Source organism: Burkholderia lata, assembly GCF_000012945.1.
GTDB classification, from domain to species: Bacteria; Pseudomonadota; Gammaproteobacteria; order Burkholderiales; family Burkholderiaceae; genus Burkholderia; species Burkholderia lata.
In genome coordinates this window covers 2,799,132-2,815,667 of sequence record NC_007510.1, presented here as the reverse complement: position 1 = coordinate 2,815,667, position 16,536 = coordinate 2,799,132, and the positions used below count along the sequence as shown (strand labels likewise).

The window sequence follows — 16,536 nt, the reverse complement described above, 5'->3', positions numbered from 1 at the left end:
GAGGTGACTAGAGTTAGAACGCGTCGTGATACCCACTTGGGTGTGAAGTGTTCGGTGCTACGGGCGCGATCTCGCGAACACCTACAGGCGAACCTTTTTCGTAAAAATCGTATGGGTCGCTCGTCCATCCTTGAGTCCGAGCAAAGAGATTTAGGCCGAGTGCACTGGGCGTGAGGATCGCGACTGGGGTTGGACTGCTATTCAGATTAAATCCACTTTCCATTTGAAGAAGGCCAACCTCACGAAGATGGTCGATCGCTATGTCAAGCTCGCTGGCGCTATCGATGCTCGTGACTTTGCGCAGACCTTCGAGCGGAACAATTACTTGAGTTTCGGCAAGTACCAAGCGATGTTCGGACGTGCATATCCGAGTGTCCTTACAGAGAAATTCGATCAGCGTTGCTTCGCTTGCCGTCAATTGATCAAGCAGTGTGATGAAAATAAGGTTGCTGTCATCTGTGCCAGTGGGGGAGCACGAACTCACGAAAAGTCCCGACCACATCTCCTGCAGGTTCTCAGCGTCTACCCACGAGCTTTTGTCGATGATCTTACCTGCGATGCGGGGATGTACATGAATCTCGCCGGCTTGTTCATTCCGCTCGAGGTGGGCTCGGCTCCTCTCGAGAATGGCCACTGCATTGGACGCACGCCAGCTTCGGACTCTGTCTTGGAGCAGGAGTCCAAATTCCTCGGCTGCCGGCATGCAAACCTTGTTTAGAAAGGCGCCAATGCCGGTCACAGTCTTTTCGGTGACGATCTTGGCGGCTTCGGCAAGCGCTTTGGTTCCCACTGGGTCGAGATTCTCTTCGCTCATTCTTGTCTCCACGCTTCAATATTGAACGACCGATCGCTGGCACTGTCTAGACACCTCGAGTGGGGTACGCAGCGCTGATCAGGGGTGGACAGGTATTCTGTCACTGATTTATTTTGGCAAGTAGGCGTTTCGCGGATGCAACGGATCGAGCGCCCTTTCTGCCTTTCGCAAAGGGCGCAACGCTCTGAGGGCCGCCGATTGGGGAATGGTGCAAAACTTGCTCTCTTTTCGGTAGTGGTGGAATTGCGACACTAAAATTCAGTCACTGTATTCCGATATCTGCGTATAGACAGTGCGGGACGCTCCGAGATACAGTCGAGGTGTGTTTTGCGGTTGCAAAATTCGAGGTTTGTCAAGTTTCCGTAGTTTCCAACCGATTGGCAGACCGACTCCGCCGTCAATGGCACGTCCGGGGACATATCATGTTCGAGCACTTATACGACGAAAGGAAGGCGGCAGATGCAGCGATGTATCTGCTCGTTCGTGCTCGCGCGCCGGTAAATGGGGCCAAATTGAACCGCTTACTCTATCTGGCGGAGCGCGAGTCCTTTGCCCGCTATGGTGAGCCGCTGACAGGCGATCAGCTCCTTGTTTTTGAGAAGAGCCCGGTCTTGTACGGCACGTATCAGAGGCTTGCCGGCGACGTCCCGGGCTGGGAAGATCGGATAGAGAATTTGGCGAACCACGAGTTAAGAGTTCGCGTGCCGATATTTGCAGAAGAGCCGGAAGCGTACTTCGACCATTCGACGCAACTCAGCGATGCTGACATAGCGGTCTTGGATGCGGTCTGGGATGAGTTCGGAGGAATGACTCATTGGGCGCTCGCAGACTACATTCATTCGAAATGTCGCGAGTGGACGGACGGCCGTGGGGTTCCGTCTGAAGTGACGTACGAGCGCCTGTTTAAGGCCCTTGGTTACGATCAAGTCGCAATCAAGGAGCTACTAGCTCGTCTGGAAGAAGCTGATCACATCCGAGCTGCGTTTAGCCACGCGTGAGCACTGTCCCGACCTGGGCCGCTCATGCGGGGGCGGCATTTTTGGCGCCGTCCGGCCCCGGGACTTACTCACACCTCTTCGCCATTCTTAATGATCCGATTGCGTTTCCGTCGATGGGAGCGCAAAAATGCGTTTGTGTTGTCGGCTTTTCAAGCGTGCCAGTAGCGACATCATACGATGCGACTTGTGTGTTCCAGGCAGGTGAGCATCCGTTCATCACTCATAGCAGCTTCGCTTTTTACAAGTACGCGCAGGCGTTGTTCGTCGCAGACGTCGAGAGGAATGTTACGTCTGGCATATGGGTGCCGAAGCCACCGGACTTCGATTTCACCCAGCTAAATAGGCTAAAAGCTGGGCTCGCTGCCTCTCCTCGGGCATCTCGGTACCTTCAAAATCTCAAAATATAGCAACCGTCTCCGCGCTCGATCAGTTGGATGGCTATCTTTTCGGTATCCGTGGCGATGCACAAAGGCTCCGTCAAATTGAAAGACCGTTGCCTTTTAGAGCGCGAATAAATTGTCCGTACCGACGCAGTCATCGCTCGACATTGATTGGGATGACTGCTGCGCCAGCACGCTTCTCTTTGCCGTCGAAGCCGTACTTCATCCGCCGGTTGTGCGACCCGTTCGGCATGACCTCGAGATACAAGCCTTTTCCGTCAGCCAGGCGATAAGGTTTCTCGGTCGGTTTGGCCTTGCGGATCTGCATTTCGGTCAGCGGGGTAGCGCGCTTCGGCATCGCGCGGGAGCATCAAGTTCGTGGGTATGGAGGCATGTCCCAAAAAATGCCCCCAAGTTAGGCTGCTCGTACCGGGCAAACTTGGGAAGAGTTGGGAACTTAGCTGGTCCCCCCGACAGGAATCGAACCTGTATCTAGCGCTTAGGAGGCGCTTGTTCTATCCATTGAACTACGGGGAGAGCCATGTCCGGGTGAAACGCAAAAAACGCGAACCGGACGGCGGTGTGGACAGCGCGCAGAGTATAGCAAACGCGCGGCGCGTCGGCGGGGCGGAATGCACGCCGACGCGCGCGATCGCGCAATCAGCCGAGATCAGAAATCAGGGAGTCGGCGAATCAGAAATCGACGACAACAAAGTCTTCCTTGCCCACATCGCACAGCGGGCAGCGCCAGTCGGCGGGGATATCGGCGAAACGGGTGCCGGGCGCGAGGCCTTCGTCGGGCAGCCCTTCCGCTTCGTTGTAGACCCACCCGCAAATCAGGCAGACCCAGCTCTGGTATTCGGTTACTTCGCTCATGTAGCGCTCGGGAAAATGGAAATCCGGTGATGCCGTCCGCGGCCTGGCCGGCGGACGAAAGGCGCAATGGTACCGGAATTTCGCCGAACGGCTCCGCAACGTCGTTTTAAACGTACGCATCGCGAACAACGCAACTGAAACACGACTGCCGTGCGTGCGGTGTATGCTTCCGAGGCTGTCCAATCATAAGGAGAATGCGATGCTGAACAGAAAGTGGATCGCAGGTGCGGTATGTGTGGCGGCGATGGCCGTGTCGACGATGGCGCGGGCCGAGGCGCGCGTGTATTTCGAAGCGCCGAGCGATGGCGCGACGGTGTCGAACCCGGTGCTCGTGAAGTTCGGGCTCGAAGGGATGGAGCTTCGGCCCGCCGGCGACATGACGCCGAATACCGGCCATCATCACCTGCTGATCGACGGCCGGCCGATTCCGAAGGGCGACGTGATCCCCGCGAGCGAGCGTTCGCTGCACTTCGGCAAGGCCCAGACCGGAACCGAAATCAAGCTGCCGCCCGGCCCGCACACGCTGACGCTGCAGTTCGGCGACGGCGCGCACCGCTCGTACGGCCCCGAAATGAGCTCGACGATCAACGTCAACGTGAAGTAAGCGTATGTGCCGCGTACGGGCGCTCGAGGCGTCCGGCGCGGCATGGTCGAGGCCGACCGCCGGCATCCGGTCGGCATTGGACCTTTCACCCAGAACCCACTGCCGGCGTCCGCTAACGGAAGCCGGGCGCACATGGTGTGCCATCGCATCGCGCCGATGCGCTCGATGGACGCCATCCGCCAGCCGTCAAACGCGCGTTCCAGCCCGTCTCCCAACCCGTTTGCCTGCCTTATCCATCCGGCCATACCGGTGACGCCGCCCGCGACCGGTACAATGGGCGCTTCCGATTTCTCTCTTCGCCGTCTCCCCATGTCGCTCTATTCCATTTCCGGCGCGCAGCTCGCGTTCGGTCACGTCGCGTTGCTCGATCACGCGGATTTCTCGCTGGAAGCCGGCGAGCGCGTCGGCCTGATCGGCCGCAACGGCGCGGGCAAGTCGTCGCTGCTGAAGATCGTCGCCGGGCTCGCGAAGCCCGACGACGGGCTGGTCACGCGCCAGCAGGAACTCGTGACCGTCTATGTGCCGCAGGAGCCCGAATTCGAGCCGGGCGCGACGGTGTTCGATGCCGTGGCATCGGGGCTCGCGCACACGCGCGAACTGCTCGAAGAATATGATTCGATCGCGCACCGCCTCGCGGATATCCCCGAAGGCGCCGAGCACGATGCACTGCTCGCACGGATGAACGTGCTGCAGTCGTCGCTCGACGCGCACGACGCATGGAGCTGGCGCACACGCGTGTCGATGACGCTCGCGCAGATCGGCCTGGCGGACGTCGATGCACCCGTCGATGCGTTGTCGGGCGGGATGCAGAAGCGCGTCGCGCTGGCACGCGCGCTGGTGCTGCAGCCCGACGTGCTGCTGCTCGACGAACCGACCAACCACCTCGACTTCGACGGCATCCGCTGGCTGGAAGAGCTGCTCGTCGCGCAGCGCGCGGGCCTGCTGTTCATCACGCACGATCGCGCGTTCCTCGACCGCGTCGCGACGCGCATCGTCGACCTCGATCGCGGCCGGCTGCTGTCGTACCCGGGCAATTTCTCCGCATACCAGACGCGCAAGGAGCAGCAGCTCGAAATCGAGCGCGTGGAAAACGAGAAGTTCGACAAGCTGCTCGCGCAGGAAGAAGTGTGGATCCGCAAGGGCGTCGAAGCGCGCCGTACACGCAGTGTCGGCCGCATCGCGCGGCTCGTGCAGATGCGCAACGATCGCGCGGAGCGCCGCAACACGCTGGGCAACGTGAAGCTGGATGTCGCGCAGGGCGAGAAGTCCGGCAAGATCGTCGCAGAGCTGACCGACGTGACGAAGCGCTACGGCGGCCGGGCGGTCGTCGATCGTTTCTCGACGACGGTGATGCGCGGCGACAAGATCGGCTTCATCGGCCCGAACGGCGCCGGCAAGACGACGCTGCTCAAGCTGATTCTCGGCGAACTGAAGCCCGACGAAGGCACGGTGCGCATCGGCACCAACCTGCAGGTCGCGTATTTCGACCAGATGCGTGCGCAGCTCGACCAGGAAAAGAGCCTCGCGGATACGATCAGCCCCGGCAGCGAATGGGTCGAGATCGGCGGCGTGCGCAAGCACGTGATGAGCTATCTCGGCGATTTCCTGTTCGCGCCGGAACGCGCGCGTTCGCCGGTGAAGTCGCTGTCGGGCGGCGAACGCAACCGGTTGCTGCTCGCGCGCCTGTTCGCGCGTCCGGCCAACGTGCTGGTGCTCGACGAACCGACCAACGACCTCGACATCCAGACGCTCGAGCTGCTCGAGGAACTGCTGGCCGACTACGACGGCACGGTGCTGCTCGTCAGCCACGATCGCGCGTTCCTCGACAACGTCGTGACGTCGGTGATCGCGGCCGAGGGCGACGGCAAGTGGCGCGAATACGTGGGCGGCTTCAGCGACTGGCAGATCCAGAGCGCGCGCGCGGATCAGCTCGCACAGCAGGAAGCCGCGAAGCGCGCGGTCAAGGAAGCCGCACCCGTCAAGGAAGAACCGGCGAAAAGTGCCGCGGGCCGCAACACGCAACGCACGGTGAAGCTGTCGTTCAACGAGCAGCGCGAGCTCGATTCGCTGCCGGAGAAGATCGCCGCGCTCGAAGAGGAGCAGAAGACGATCAACGCCAGGCTCGAAGACGGTTCGATTTTCGCGAAGGATCCGCAGGAAGGCACACGCCTGACCGAGCGGTTCGCGGCGATCGACGACGAATTGCTCGCCGCGCTCGAACGGTGGGAAACGCTCGAGGCGAAGCGCAAGCCTGCGTAAAACGCATGACACGTCGCGCGGCCGGCGGCCGCCGCGCGCGATTCCGCGATTGGCGTGCCACGCGGAACCAGTAAAATACCGCGCGTCCCGGGCAGCGCAGCGCACGCCGCGCGCCCGCTTTCGGAGCAGTCCAAGCACACCGTTGTTTCGATTCGCTTTTTTACGGAACTCAACGTTTTGTCCACGACGTTATCCACACGAGGTGTGGACAACGTCCCGATGAATGATGAAATTCAGCGCCTATGTCAACGAAGAAACCCAGCGCGGCCTATAGCGAAGCATCGATCAAGGTGCTCAAGGGTCTCGAGCCGGTCAAGCAGCGGCCCGGCATGTACACCCGTACCGAGAATCCGCTGCACATCATCCAGGAAGTCATCGACAACGCGTCCGACGAGGCGCTCGGCGGCTACGGCAAGCAGATCACGGTCACGCTGCACGCCGACCAGTCGGTCTCGGTCGAAGACGACGGCCGCGGCATCCCGTTCGGCATGCACCCGGAAGAGGGTGTGCCGGTCGTCGAGATCGTATTCACGCGCCTGCACGCGGGCGGCAAGTTCGACAAGGCCGCGGGCGGCGCCTACACGTTCTCGGGCGGTCTGCACGGCGTCGGCGTGTCGGTGACGAACGCGCTGGCCACGCGCCTCGACGTGACGGTCTGGCGCGACGGCAAGATCGCGGAGCTCGGCTTCGCCGAAGGCGATGTCGTGAAACCGCTCGCGACGCAGGGTGCTGGCCGCGGCGAGAAGAAATCCGGCACGCGCGTGCAGGTGTGGCCGAATCCGAAGTACTTCGATTCGCCGAACCTGCCGCTCGGCGAACTGCAACGCCTCTTGCGCTCCAAGGCCGTGCTGCTGCCGGGCGTCGAGGTCGTGCTCGTCAACGAGAAGTCGGGCGAGCGCCAGACGTGGAAATATGAAGACGGCCTGCGCGGCTACCTGCTCGACGAAATGAACGGCAGCGAGCTGCTGATCCCGCTGTTCGAAGGCGAGCGTTTCGCCGATTCGCGTTCGGGCGACGACACCTTCGCCGAAGGCGAGGGCGCGTCGTGGGTCGTCGCATGGAGCGAGGAAGGTTCGCTCGTGCGCGAGTCGTACGTGAACCTGATCCCGACGCCGGCCGGCGGCACGCACGAATCCGGCCTGCGCGACGGCCTCTACCAGGCGGTGAAAAGCTTCGTCGAACTGCACAACCTGCAGCCGAAGGGCGTGAAGCTGCTCGCGGAAGACGTGTTCGCGCGCGTGTCGTTCGTGCTGTCCGCGAAGGTGCTCGATCCGCAGTTCCAGGGGCAGATCAAGGAACGCCTGAACAGCCGCGACGCGGTCAAGCTCGTGTCGTCGTTCTCGCGTCCGGCGCTCGAACTGTGGCTGAACCAGCACGTCGAGCACGGCAAGAAGCTCGCCGAACTCGTGATCAAGCAGGCGCAGGCGCGTACGCGTGCGGGCCAGAAGGTCGAGAAGCGCAAGAGCTCGGGCGTCGCGGTGCTGCCCGGCAAGCTGACCGACTGCGAGACGGAAGATATCGCGCGCAACGAACTGTTCCTCGTCGAGGGCGATTCGGCAGGCGGCTCCGCGAAGATGGGCCGCGACAAGGAATACCAGGCGATCCTGCCGCTGCGCGGCAAGGTGCTGAACACGTGGGAAACCGAGCGCGACCGCCTGTTCGCGAACAACGAGGTGCACGACATCTCGGTCGCGATCGGCGTCGATCCGCACAGCCCCGATGAAAGCGTCGACCTGTCGAACCTGCGCTACGGCAAGATCTGCATCCTGTCGGACGCGGACGTCGACGGCTCGCACATCCAGGTGCTGCTGCTCACGCTGTTCTTCAAGCATTTCCCGCAACTGATCGAGCGCGGCCATGTGTGCGTCGCCCGCCCGCCGTTGTTCCGCGTCGACGCGCCCGCGCGCGGCAAGAAGGCTGCGCAGAAGCTCTATGCGCTCGACGACGGCGAACTCGAAGCGATCCTCGACAAGCTGCGCAAGGACGGCGTGCGCGAGACGCAATGGAGCATCAGCCGCTTCAAGGGTCTCGGCGAAATGAGCGCCGAGCAGCTGTGGGATACGACGATGAACCCCGACACGCGGCGTCTGATGCCGGTGAAGCTCGGCGAGCTCGACTACGAGGCGACCGTCGCACGCATGACGATGCTGATGGGCAAGGGCGAGGCAGCCGCGCGGCGCGGCTGGCTCGAGGAAAAGGGCAACGACGTCGAAGCGGACATCTAAGCCGAACACCTGCGCGGCCGGGCCTGACGCCCGGCCCGGCCTCACGCCACTTACGAATACGGAATTCAGATGGACGACAACACTTCCGATCTCTTCGCCAGCTCCGATGCACCGGACGCCGAAGCGCTGACGCTCGGCAACTACGCGGAGCAGGCGTACCTCAGCTACGCGGTCAGCGTCGTGAAGAGCCGCGCGCTGCCCGACGTGTGCGACGGCCAGAAGCCGGTGCAGCGCCGGATCCTGTTCGCGATGAACGAAATGGGCCTCGGCCCGGACGCGAAGCCGGTGAAATCGGCGCGCGTGGTCGGCGACGTGCTCGGTAAATACCACCCGCACGGCGACCAGTCGGCGTACGACGCACTGGTGCGTCTCGCGCAGGATTTCTCGCTGCGCTACCCGCTGATCGACGGGCAGGGCAACTTCGGCTCGCGCGACGGCGACGGCGCCGCGGCGATGCGATACACCGAAGCACGCCTCACGCCGATCGCGAAGCTGCTGCTCGACGAAATCGACCAGGGCACGGTCGACTTCATGCCGAACTACGACGGCTCGTTCGAGGAGCCGAAGACGCTGCCGAGTCGCATGCCGTTCGTGCTGCTGAACGGCGCGTCGGGCATCGCGGTCGGTCTTGCGACCGAAATCCCGTCGCACAACCTGCGTGAAGTCGCGGCGGCGGCCGTCACGCTGATCCGCAATCCGAAGCTTTCGCACGCGGAGTTGATGAACCTGATTCCCGGCCCGGATTTCCCGGGCGGCGGCCAGATCATCTCGAGCGACACCGAAATCGCGGCGGCCTATGAAACCGGCCGCGGCAGCCTGAAGGTGCGCGCGCGCTGGAAGATCGAGGATCTCGCACGCGGCCAGTGGCAGCTCGTCGTCACCGAGCTGCCGCCGAACACGTCGGGGCAGAAGGTGCTCGAGGAAATCGAGGAACTGACGAACCCGAAGCTCAAGCTCGGCAAGAAGACGCTGACGCCCGAGCAGCTCAACACGAAGAAGGCGATGCTCGACCTGCTCGACGCGGTGCGCGACGAGTCGGGCAAGGAAGCGGCGGTGCGGCTCGTGTTCGAGCCGAAGTCGCGCACGATCGACCAGACGGAATTCGTGAACACGCTGCTCGCGTACACGAGCCTCGAATCGAACGCGACACTGAACCTCGTGATGATCGGCGCCGACGGCCGGCCGGGCCAGAAGGGCCTGCTGACGATCCTCGACGAGTGGGTGAAGTTCCGCCAGCTGACGATGACGCGCCGGTGCCGCCATCGTCTCGCGAAGGTCGACGACCGCATCCACATCCTCGAAGGGCGGATGATCGTCTTCCTGAACATCGACGAGGTGATCCGCATCATCCGCGAGTCGGACGAGCCGAAGTCCGCGTTGATGAGCGCGTTCGGTCTCAGCGAACGGCAGGCGGAAGACATCCTCGAAATCCGGCTGCGCCAGCTCGCGCGGCTCGAGAAGATCAAGATCGAGAAGGAACTCGAAGCGCTGCGCGACGAAAAGGCGAAGCTCGAGGAACTGCTCGCGAACGAAAGCGCGATGAAGCGGCTGATGATCAAGGAGATCGAGGCCGATGCGAAGCAGTACGGCGACGATCGCCGCACGCTGATCCAGCAGGAAAAGCGCGCGACGTTCGAGGCGAAGGTGGTCGACGAGCCGGTGACGGTGGTGGTGTCGCAGAAGGGCTGGGTGCGTGCGCTGAAGGGCCACGGACTCGACCCGGCCAGCTTCTCGTTCAAGGCCGGTGACCATCTGTACGCGGCGTTCCAGTGCCGCACGCCGGACCGCCTGATCGCGTGGGGCAGCAGCGGCCGCGTGTACTCGGTGGACGTGTCGGTGCTGCCGGGCGGGCGCGGTGACGGCGTGCCCGTCACGTCGCTGATCGAGCTCGAATCGGGCTCGCACCTGATGCACTACTTCGCGGCACCGGCCGACCAGCAACTGCTGCTCGCGTCGAGCAACGGCTTCGGCTTCCTCGCGAAGGTCGGCGACATGGTGAGCCGCGTGAAGGCCGGCAAGGCGTTCATGACGATCGATGCGGGCGCGGTGCCGCTCGCGCCGATGCCCGTGCTGCCGAACGCCACGCAGGTCGCGTGCCTGTCGAGCGGCGGCCGCCTGCTCGTGTTCGGGATGGACGAGATGAAGACGCTGTCCGGCGGCGGGCGCGGCGTGATCCTGATGGCGCTCGACGACAAGGAGACGCTCGTTCAGGCGCTCGCGATCGATCCGGCCGGCGTTGTGCTGATCGGCACCGGTCGCGGCGGCAAGGCGATGGACGAGACGCTGTCGTATGCGGGGCTGGCGCCGCACGTCGGCAAGCGCGCACGCAAGGGCCGCGCGCCGGACACGAAGCTCAAGGTCGTCAGCGAACTGCGTCCGCTGCTCGGCTGACGCCGCACCCGTTAGATCGTCCGGCTCGGCCGCGATCGAAGGCCGCACCTCCGCTTCGGCGGACGTGCGGCCTTTTCTTTTGGAGGGGGATTCGGGTAAGCAAGCGTGGCGCTGTCACGCGGAACTTGCAAAATAGTGTGAAATCGCGCCTGGGGTCTGAACCGAGCAGCGACAATCCGGTCGAACGTCGCTCGATGCCGCGTACGACGCGGCCGTTCGCCGCACCCAACTCCTCACAGGATTGCCGTCATGTCCCATGCTGTCTCCGTCGCGCTGTTTCTTCATCTGCTGGCCGTCGCCGTGTGGGTGGGCGGCATGGTCTTCGCCAACTTCTGCCTGCGTCCGGCGCTGTCCGACCTGTCGCCGCAGCTTCGGTTGCCGCTGATCGAAGGCGTGTTCGGCCGCTTCTTCAACTGGGTGTCGGGTTCCGTGATCGTGATCCTGCTGTCCGGCGGCTTCCTGCTCATGGAATTCGGCGGTGCGCACGCGACGTGGTCGCTGCACGCGATGGCCGGGCTCGGCGTCGTGATGATGCTGATCTTCGGGCATATCCGGTTCGCGCTGTTCCCGCGCATCCGCCGTGCGGTGCAGGCGCAGAAGTGGCCGGACGGTGCACGCGCGGTGAATACGGTGCGCCTGCTCGTCCTCGTGAACCTCGTGCTCGGCGTCGTCACGATCGGCGCGGCGGTGCTGTCGCGCGGCTTCTGATTCACCGGAGCCGGCTGGCCCGCGTGCAGCCGCCGGTGCGCCGGCAAACGCCGCTACGCGGCCAGCATCGCGTCGAGCAGCCATGAGCCGACCGGGCCGAGCGGCCGGTTGCGCGACCAGACCGCATCGACCCGCACGCGGCGCGGCCAGCCGCGTGCGCGCAGCTCGCACAGGCGATCGCGCGCAAAGTGGTCGACCATCCAGCGCGGCAGTTCGGCCCAGCCGAACCCCAGCACGGCCATCTCCAGCAGCATCAGGTAGCTCGGTGCCAGCCAGTGTTGCGTGCCGACGACGATCCGGTCGTCGGCGCCGCGGCCTTCCGTTTTCACATAGGTATTGAGGCGCAGTTCGCGCACGTCGCGCAACGCGGCGTGCGGCACGTCGGCGTCGCCGTATTCGGCGAGCGCGTGCGTGCGGCCGACGAACAGCCCGATTTCCGACTCCTCCGCAATCGTCGCCGCGCCGATATCGGCCGGGTAGGCCGCGCGTGCGGCCATCAGCCCGAGCTGCGCGCGCCCCTGCTGGATCAGGTCGAGCACGTCTTCGTGCTCGGCGATCTGGCATTCGAGCTCGAGTGCCGGAAAGCGCCGTTCGAGCGCCATCAACGTTTCTTCGTAGCGCTTCGACTGGTACGTATCGGACACGACGAGCGTCAGCCGTGCTTCCTCGCCACGCGCGAGCCGCGCGGCCGTGCGGTCGATCGCTGCGCCGGCCTCGAGTGCGCGCTGCACCTGCGGCAGCAGCGCGCGCCCGGCGTCGGTCAGCGTCGGCGTGCGCGTCGAGCGGTCGAACAACTGCACGCCGAGATCGATCTCGAGGTTCGCGATCGCCTCCGACACGGTCGACTGGCGCTTGCCGAGCTTGCGCGCGGCGGCCGTGAACGAACCGAGCAGCGCGGCTTCGGCGAAGGCGAGCAGGGCTTCGGGGGCGTGGCGCATGCGGCGCTCCTGGTGGCGATATATTGGTAAAACCGATGATATCAAACTGGATTCATACGGTCCCGCCGATCAAAATGGCCGCCATGAACGAAGTAGACGAATCGGAGGGAATCATGAAACAGGTCAATAAAACGGTGACGGAACGGCTGCTGCATGCACTGACGTTCGAACTGGTCGCGATCGCGCTGTGCGCGCCGATCGGTGCGTGGCTGCTCGACATGCCGGTGTCGCACGTCGGCGTGCTGACGGTGATGGTGTCGCTGATCGCGATGGCGTGGAATATGGCGTTCAACACGCTGTTCGACCGCCTCGAGCGGCGGGCCGGGTTGAAGCGCACGCTCGGCATGCGGATCGCGCATGCGGTCATGTTCGAACTCGGCCTCGTCGCGATGGTGGTGCCGGTAGCCGCGTGGTGGCTGAACGTGAGCCTCGTCGAGGCGCTGCTGCTCGACCTCGGCATCGTGCTGTTCTTCCTGCCTTACACGTTCTGCTTCAACCTCGCCTACGACGCGCTGCGCGCCCGCTGGATCGCACGCCGGATCGCGGTGCAGGCAGGTTGAGGACGGGTCAGGCGGGCGAGCGGGACGAATGCCGGTAGAACCCGGCAGGGCGGCGGCGGTCGCCCGTCAGCGCGCGGCGGCCAGTAGCCACACGCCGCACGCAACCGCGACCGTGCCGTACACGGCATAGACGGGCACCTTGAAGCGCGCAAAGCACAGCGTCGCGAAGGCGCCCGTCAGCCAGTAAACGGGGTCGGCTGGTTCGCGGTACAGGATCCTCACGACGGCGACGACGAGAAAACCCGTCGTCGCGGCACGCAGCAGGCGCATCCCGTACTCGAAGCGCGAATGGCGCTTGAGCCGGGACAGATGGTTCTGCGCAAACACGACGAGGCACCCCGACGGAATGAACAGCGCGGCCGTCGCGAGCAGCGCGCCGACCCAGCCGTCGGTCAGGTAGCCGAGAAACGGTACGACGTTCAGCAGCGGTCCCGGCGCGACCGGTGACAGCGCAAACGCAAGCGTGAAGTCGTGATCGGAGATGCCCGTTGCGGGCGTGACGAACAGCGTCTTGAGCACGGGCAGCGCGGAAAAGCCGCCGCCGAACAGCGTCATGCCGGCGCCGGCGAGGCGTGGCCACAGCAGCGTCGCCTGGTAATCGCCGGGCAGCGGCACCGCGAACAGCGTGACGAATATGCCGAGCAGCACGAGCAGGTTGCGGTCGCGGGTCGACAGCGTGAAATCGACCGCGTCGCGTTGCGGCGGTCCCGTCAGCCAGCCTGCCGCGAATGCCGCAAACAGAATCCCGACGAAGGCGGCCGGATTATGCGCAAAACCGAGCAGAATCGTCGACAACGCGGCGATCAACTGCTCGCGCCGCGTTTGCGCGAGCGAGCGCAACTGCTTGACCCACGTGACGCCGATCAGCGCGGCGAGCACCATCCCGAAATGATTGATCAGCATCGGCGCGGCCAGCGAGCGCACGAGCGGCGTGCGATAGAAGATCGCGAACAGCGTCATCAGGATGGAGAACGGCAGCACGCTCGCGATGCCGGCGATCCACGCGCCGACGCGGCCGTGCAGGATCTGGCCGACCTGCACCGCCACGTTGCAGCCGACGGGGCCCGGCACCAGCCAGGCCAGCGCGACGAGGTCGCCGAAGACGTTGGGCTCGATGCGCCGCAGCCGTTCCACGTAGTGGCGCTCGAGCTGCGCCATCATCGACAGCCCGCCCCACGACACCGCCGAAATGCTGGCGACGACCTTGAACAGGTCCCACAGGGACGCCTGCGCCTGTTCGACATCAGCGGTCGCTTCGATTTCTACGGTGGTCATGTTGGTGGTGTGAGCGCGGGGCCCGATCTCTCGCGTGTGGCCATGCCGGCGGCCCGCCGACACGTTGGCCCTCCCGATTGTCCGCCGCGCACCGTGACACTGCCATGCGCGAAAACGCTAGTTCATGAACTAAACAATCGGATCGGAAAACGAAACAATGACGGCGCGCGCAACGCGCGCCACGGCCGCGATGCGCTTACGCGCCGGTGCTGCCGGTCGCGCGGTGCGCGATGACGTGCGGGGCGTCGCCACGCACGCCGAAGCGTGCGATCAGCGCGGGAATCGCGTCGGCGGGCACCGGTCGCGAGAACAGGAAGCCTTGCGCCTCGATCTCGCCGAGCGCGGCCAGCCACGTGATCTGCTCCTCGGTTTCCGTGCCTTCGACGACGACGGTCAGGCCGAGCGAGCGCGCGAGATGCACGATCGACGACACCATCACGCACACGCTGCGATCGTTCGGGATGGCCTGCACGAACGAGCGGTCGACCTTCAGCGTATCGACGGAGAAGCGGTGCAGGTACGACAGCGACGAATAGCCGGTGCCGAAATCGTCGAGTGCGATCCGGATGCCGAGCTTCTTCAGCGCGACGATCTTCTCGGACACGAGCTCCGGATATTCCATCATCGCGGTTTCGGTGATCTCGATTTCGAGCCGGTTCGCGTCGATGCCGGTTTCCAGCAGCGTGCGCGAGATCGTCTCGATCAGGTCGCCGCGCCAGAACTGCACCGGCGAGATGTTGACCGCGAGCGTCAGCGTGTCGTGGCCCTCGTCGCGCCAGCGCGCGATCTGCTCGCACGCGGTGCGGATCACGAAGTCGCCGATCGGCACGATCAGGCCCGTTGATTCGGCAATCGAAATGAATTCGTTCGCGGAGATGATCCCATGCTCGGGGTGATCCCAGCGCGCGAGCGCCTCGAAGCCGGTGATATGGCGGTGCGTGAGGTCGATTTTCGGCTGGTACGCGAGGAACAGCTGCCCCTCGGCGAGCGCGACGCGCAGTTGCTGCTCCCAGCGCATCAGGTGGTCGGCGCGGTGCGACAGGTGCGGCGCATAGAACTGGTAGCAGTTCTTGCCGGCATCCTTCGCGCTGTACATCGCGAGATCGGCTTTCTTCAGCAGGTCGATCTCGCTTTCGTTCGCCACCGAGTGCAGCGCGATGCCGATGCTCGCATGCAGCACGAACGAGCTGCCGCGCACGTCGAACGGTTCGCCGAACATCCGGATGATCGCTTCCGCGAGCCGCACCGCGCGCCGCTCGACGTCGTCGCCCTTCATCACCACGACGAATTCGTCGCCGCCGATGCGCGCAAGCGAGCCTTCGTCGCCGACCGCATCGGACAGGCGCGACGCGGTCATCTGCAGCACGATGTCGCCGGCGTTGTGGCCGAGCGTGTCGTTGACGGTCTTGAAGTTGTCGAGATCGATGAACAGCAGCCCGAGCCGCGACAGGCTCGCCGGCATCGACACGTCGTTGCGCAGCCCGCGCAGCGTCGCATAGCGGTTCGCGAGGCCGGTGAGCAGGTCGTATTCGGCGAGCTGCGTCATTTCCCGCTCACGGCCGAGCAGCTTGCCGATCAGGCCCGTTGCGACGCCGAAGAACGCGAGCATCGCGAGCGTGATGAAGCTCGTCATCAGCAGGTAGACGTTGCGCGTGTGGTAGTAGTCCGCGAATTCCTCGGTTTGCGACAGCCCGACCATCACCGCGAGCGGGTAGCCGTCGAGGTGGCGGTACGACACGATGCGCGTCACGCCGTCGATCGGGTCGATGATCGTGCCCGTCACGCGCTCGGCGATCGGGTAGACGCCCGACGCGGAAAACGCGCCGGGTGCGTTGCTGACCGAGCCCGTGCGCCGCGCGAGCACGGCGCCCGTATCGGACACGACCGCGATCACGCCTTCCTTGCCGATCGCCGCGTTGTTGTAGAAGTCGTTCGTGAAGTAGCTCGGGTCTTCCGACACGACGACGATGCCCGCGAAGCTGCCGTCCGGGTTGTTCAGGCGCCGCGTCATCTGCAGCGTCCAGTGGCTCGACACGCGGCCGAGGACGGGCTTGCTGATGAACAGGCGGTCGTCGTTGTGCGCGAGGTGGACCTTGAAGTGCTCGCGGTCGGACAGGTTGATCGGCTGCGGATGCAGCTCGGCCGTGTTCGCGAACAGGATGCCCTTCGCGTTGACGAGCGATACCTGGATCAGCGTGTCGCTCGGCACGACGCCTTTCTCGACGGCGCTGGCGAGATTGAAGCGCGCGGGCGACTTCTCGAATTCGAACTTGACGAAGCGGGTGATCTGGTCGACCTGGTGGATCGCCTTGACCGTATGCTGCTCGAGCGCGGAGGACAGGATTGCGGCGGAAGCCGCGGCTTCCTTGTACGCGCTGTCCTTTTCCACCGACAGCCGCGCGATGATCTCATCGAAGAGGGCGGCGTCCTGCTCGCGTGCGCCATCCGTCTGGATGGCTATCTAGGGTTGGGGTTGTCCCGACGTCTGTTCGTTCGCGGGACACGCAA

General features: G+C 64.2%; 12 protein-coding genes, 1 tRNA gene and 1 pseudogene. 7 read left to right on the top strand and 7 right to left on the bottom strand.

The genetic code is table 11. The features are described 5' to 3' along the window. Nucleotides 1-13: 13 nt before the first annotated feature. Nucleotides 14-814, bottom strand: a complete 801-nt coding sequence (locus tag BCEP18194_RS38750; protein WP_011352826.1) for an Abi-alpha family protein — start codon at nt 812-814, stop codon at nt 14-16. Nucleotides 815-1,236: 422 nt separating this feature from the next. On the opposite strand from BCEP18194_RS38750, the gene BCEP18194_RS18705 reads away from it, so the two are divergent. Continuing rightward, nucleotides 1,237-1,812 (top strand): Panacea domain-containing protein, encoded by a 576-nt coding sequence (locus BCEP18194_RS18705; protein WP_157687192.1) that lies wholly within the window; start codon nt 1,237-1,239, stop codon nt 1,810-1,812. Between the two features lie 534 nt (nt 1,813-2,346). Here the strand turns inward: BCEP18194_RS18705 and BCEP18194_RS18700 are convergent. The 3 genes from BCEP18194_RS18700 to BCEP18194_RS18690 form a co-directional block, all read right to left on the bottom strand. After that, nucleotides 2,347-2,550, bottom strand: a complete 204-nt coding sequence (locus BCEP18194_RS18700; RefSeq protein ID WP_011352823.1) for an Arm DNA-binding domain-containing protein — start codon at nt 2,548-2,550, stop codon at nt 2,347-2,349. 104 nt (nt 2,551-2,654) lie between these two features. Next, a tRNA-Arg gene (locus BCEP18194_RS18695) sits at nt 2,655-2,729 on the bottom strand. Between the two features lie 156 nt (nt 2,730-2,885). Further along, complete coding sequence (locus tag BCEP18194_RS18690) at nt 2,886-3,068, bottom strand: rubredoxin (protein WP_011352822.1); 183 nt, start codon at nt 3,066-3,068, stop codon at nt 2,886-2,888. Nucleotides 3,069-3,267: 199 nt separating this feature from the next. Here BCEP18194_RS18690 and BCEP18194_RS18685 point away from each other — a divergent pair, with 199 nt between their 5' ends. The 5 genes from BCEP18194_RS18685 (at nt 3,268) to BCEP18194_RS18665 (ending at nt 11,255) form a co-directional block, all read left to right on the top strand. Continuing rightward, nucleotides 3,268-3,672, top strand: coding sequence for a DUF4399 domain-containing protein (locus tag BCEP18194_RS18685; protein ID WP_011352821.1), 405 nt, complete (start codon nt 3,268-3,270; stop codon nt 3,670-3,672). Nucleotides 3,673-3,981: 309 nt separating this feature from the next. Continuing rightward, nucleotides 3,982-5,931 carry an ATP-binding cassette domain-containing protein gene (locus tag BCEP18194_RS18680; RefSeq protein WP_011352820.1) on the top strand — a complete coding sequence of 650 codons (1,950 nt, stop codon included), beginning with the start codon at nt 3,982-3,984 and terminating at the stop codon, nt 5,929-5,931. Nucleotides 5,932-6,173: 242 nt separating this feature from the next. Next, the gene (locus tag BCEP18194_RS18675; RefSeq protein WP_011352819.1) at nt 6,174-8,156 is read left to right on the top strand and encodes a DNA topoisomerase IV subunit B; all 1,983 of its coding nucleotides are present in this window, start codon (nt 6,174-6,176) and stop codon (nt 8,154-8,156) included. Between the two features lie 69 nt (nt 8,157-8,225). Further along, on the top strand, nt 8,226-10,547 hold the full coding sequence (gene parC / locus BCEP18194_RS18670) for a DNA topoisomerase IV subunit A (RefSeq protein WP_011352818.1): 2,322 nt from the start codon (nt 8,226-8,228) through the stop codon (nt 10,545-10,547). Nucleotides 10,548-10,796: 249 nt separating this feature from the next. Continuing rightward, nucleotides 10,797-11,255: a CopD family protein gene (locus BCEP18194_RS18665; RefSeq protein WP_011352817.1), complete on the top strand. Its 459-nt coding sequence runs from the start codon at nt 10,797-10,799 to the stop codon at nt 11,253-11,255. A 53-nt stretch (nt 11,256-11,308) separates the two neighbouring features. On the opposite strand, the gene BCEP18194_RS18660 is transcribed toward BCEP18194_RS18665, so the two are convergent. Further along, the gene (locus tag BCEP18194_RS18660; protein WP_011352816.1) at nt 11,309-12,193 is read right to left on the bottom strand and encodes a LysR family transcriptional regulator; all 885 of its coding nucleotides are present in this window, start codon (nt 12,191-12,193) and stop codon (nt 11,309-11,311) included. A gap of 113 nt (nt 12,194-12,306) precedes the next feature. Here BCEP18194_RS18660 and BCEP18194_RS18655 point away from each other — a divergent pair, with 113 nt between their 5' ends. Continuing rightward, on the top strand, nt 12,307-12,753 hold the full coding sequence (locus tag BCEP18194_RS18655; RefSeq protein ID WP_011352815.1) for a multidrug/biocide efflux PACE transporter: 447 nt from the start codon (nt 12,307-12,309) through the stop codon (nt 12,751-12,753). 66 nt (nt 12,754-12,819) lie between these two features. On the opposite strand, the gene BCEP18194_RS18650 is transcribed toward BCEP18194_RS18655, so the two are convergent. Further along, nucleotides 12,820-14,028, bottom strand: a complete 1,209-nt coding sequence (locus tag BCEP18194_RS18650) for a chromate transporter (protein ID WP_041492919.1) — start codon at nt 14,026-14,028, stop codon at nt 12,820-12,822. 196 nt (nt 14,029-14,224) lie between these two features. Then, nucleotides 14,225-16,453 (bottom strand): annotated as a pseudogene (locus BCEP18194_RS18645) (bifunctional diguanylate cyclase/phosphodiesterase); the annotation flags it as partial. Nucleotides 16,454-16,536 lie beyond the last annotated feature (83 nt).

Bases quoted from the DNA above. Each gene is read 5' to 3' on its own strand.
- BCEP18194_RS18655 (WP_011352815.1), top strand. From the start codon at position 12,307: ATGAAACAGGTCAATAAAACGGTGACGGAACGGCTGCTGCATGCACTG.
- BCEP18194_RS18660 (WP_011352816.1), bottom strand. From the start codon at position 12,193: ATGCGCCACGCCCCCGAAGCCCTGCTCGCCTTCGCCGAAGCCGCGCTG.
- BCEP18194_RS18675 (WP_011352819.1), top strand. From the start codon at position 6,174: ATGTCAACGAAGAAACCCAGCGCGGCCTATAGCGAAGCATCGATCAAG.
- BCEP18194_RS18705 (WP_157687192.1), top strand. From the start codon at position 1,237: ATGTTCGAGCACTTATACGACGAAAGGAAGGCGGCAGATGCAGCGATG.
- BCEP18194_RS38750 (WP_011352826.1), bottom strand. From the start codon at position 814: ATGAGCGAAGAGAATCTCGACCCAGTGGGAACCAAAGCGCTTGCCGAA.
- BCEP18194_RS18680 (WP_011352820.1), top strand. From the start codon at position 3,982: ATGTCGCTCTATTCCATTTCCGGCGCGCAGCTCGCGTTCGGTCACGTC.
- BCEP18194_RS18700 (WP_011352823.1), bottom strand. From the start codon at position 2,550: ATGCCGAAGCGCGCTACCCCGCTGACCGAAATGCAGATCCGCAAGGCC.
- BCEP18194_RS18650 (WP_041492919.1), bottom strand. From the start codon at position 14,028: ATGACCACCGTAGAAATCGAAGCGACCGCTGATGTCGAACAGGCGCAG.
- BCEP18194_RS18685 (WP_011352821.1), top strand. From the start codon at position 3,268: ATGCTGAACAGAAAGTGGATCGCAGGTGCGGTATGTGTGGCGGCGATG.
- BCEP18194_RS18690 (WP_011352822.1), bottom strand. From the start codon at position 3,068: ATGAGCGAAGTAACCGAATACCAGAGCTGGGTCTGCCTGATTTGCGGG.
- parC (WP_011352818.1), top strand. From the start codon at position 8,226: ATGGACGACAACACTTCCGATCTCTTCGCCAGCTCCGATGCACCGGAC.
- BCEP18194_RS18665 (WP_011352817.1), top strand. From the start codon at position 10,797: ATGTCCCATGCTGTCTCCGTCGCGCTGTTTCTTCATCTGCTGGCCGTC.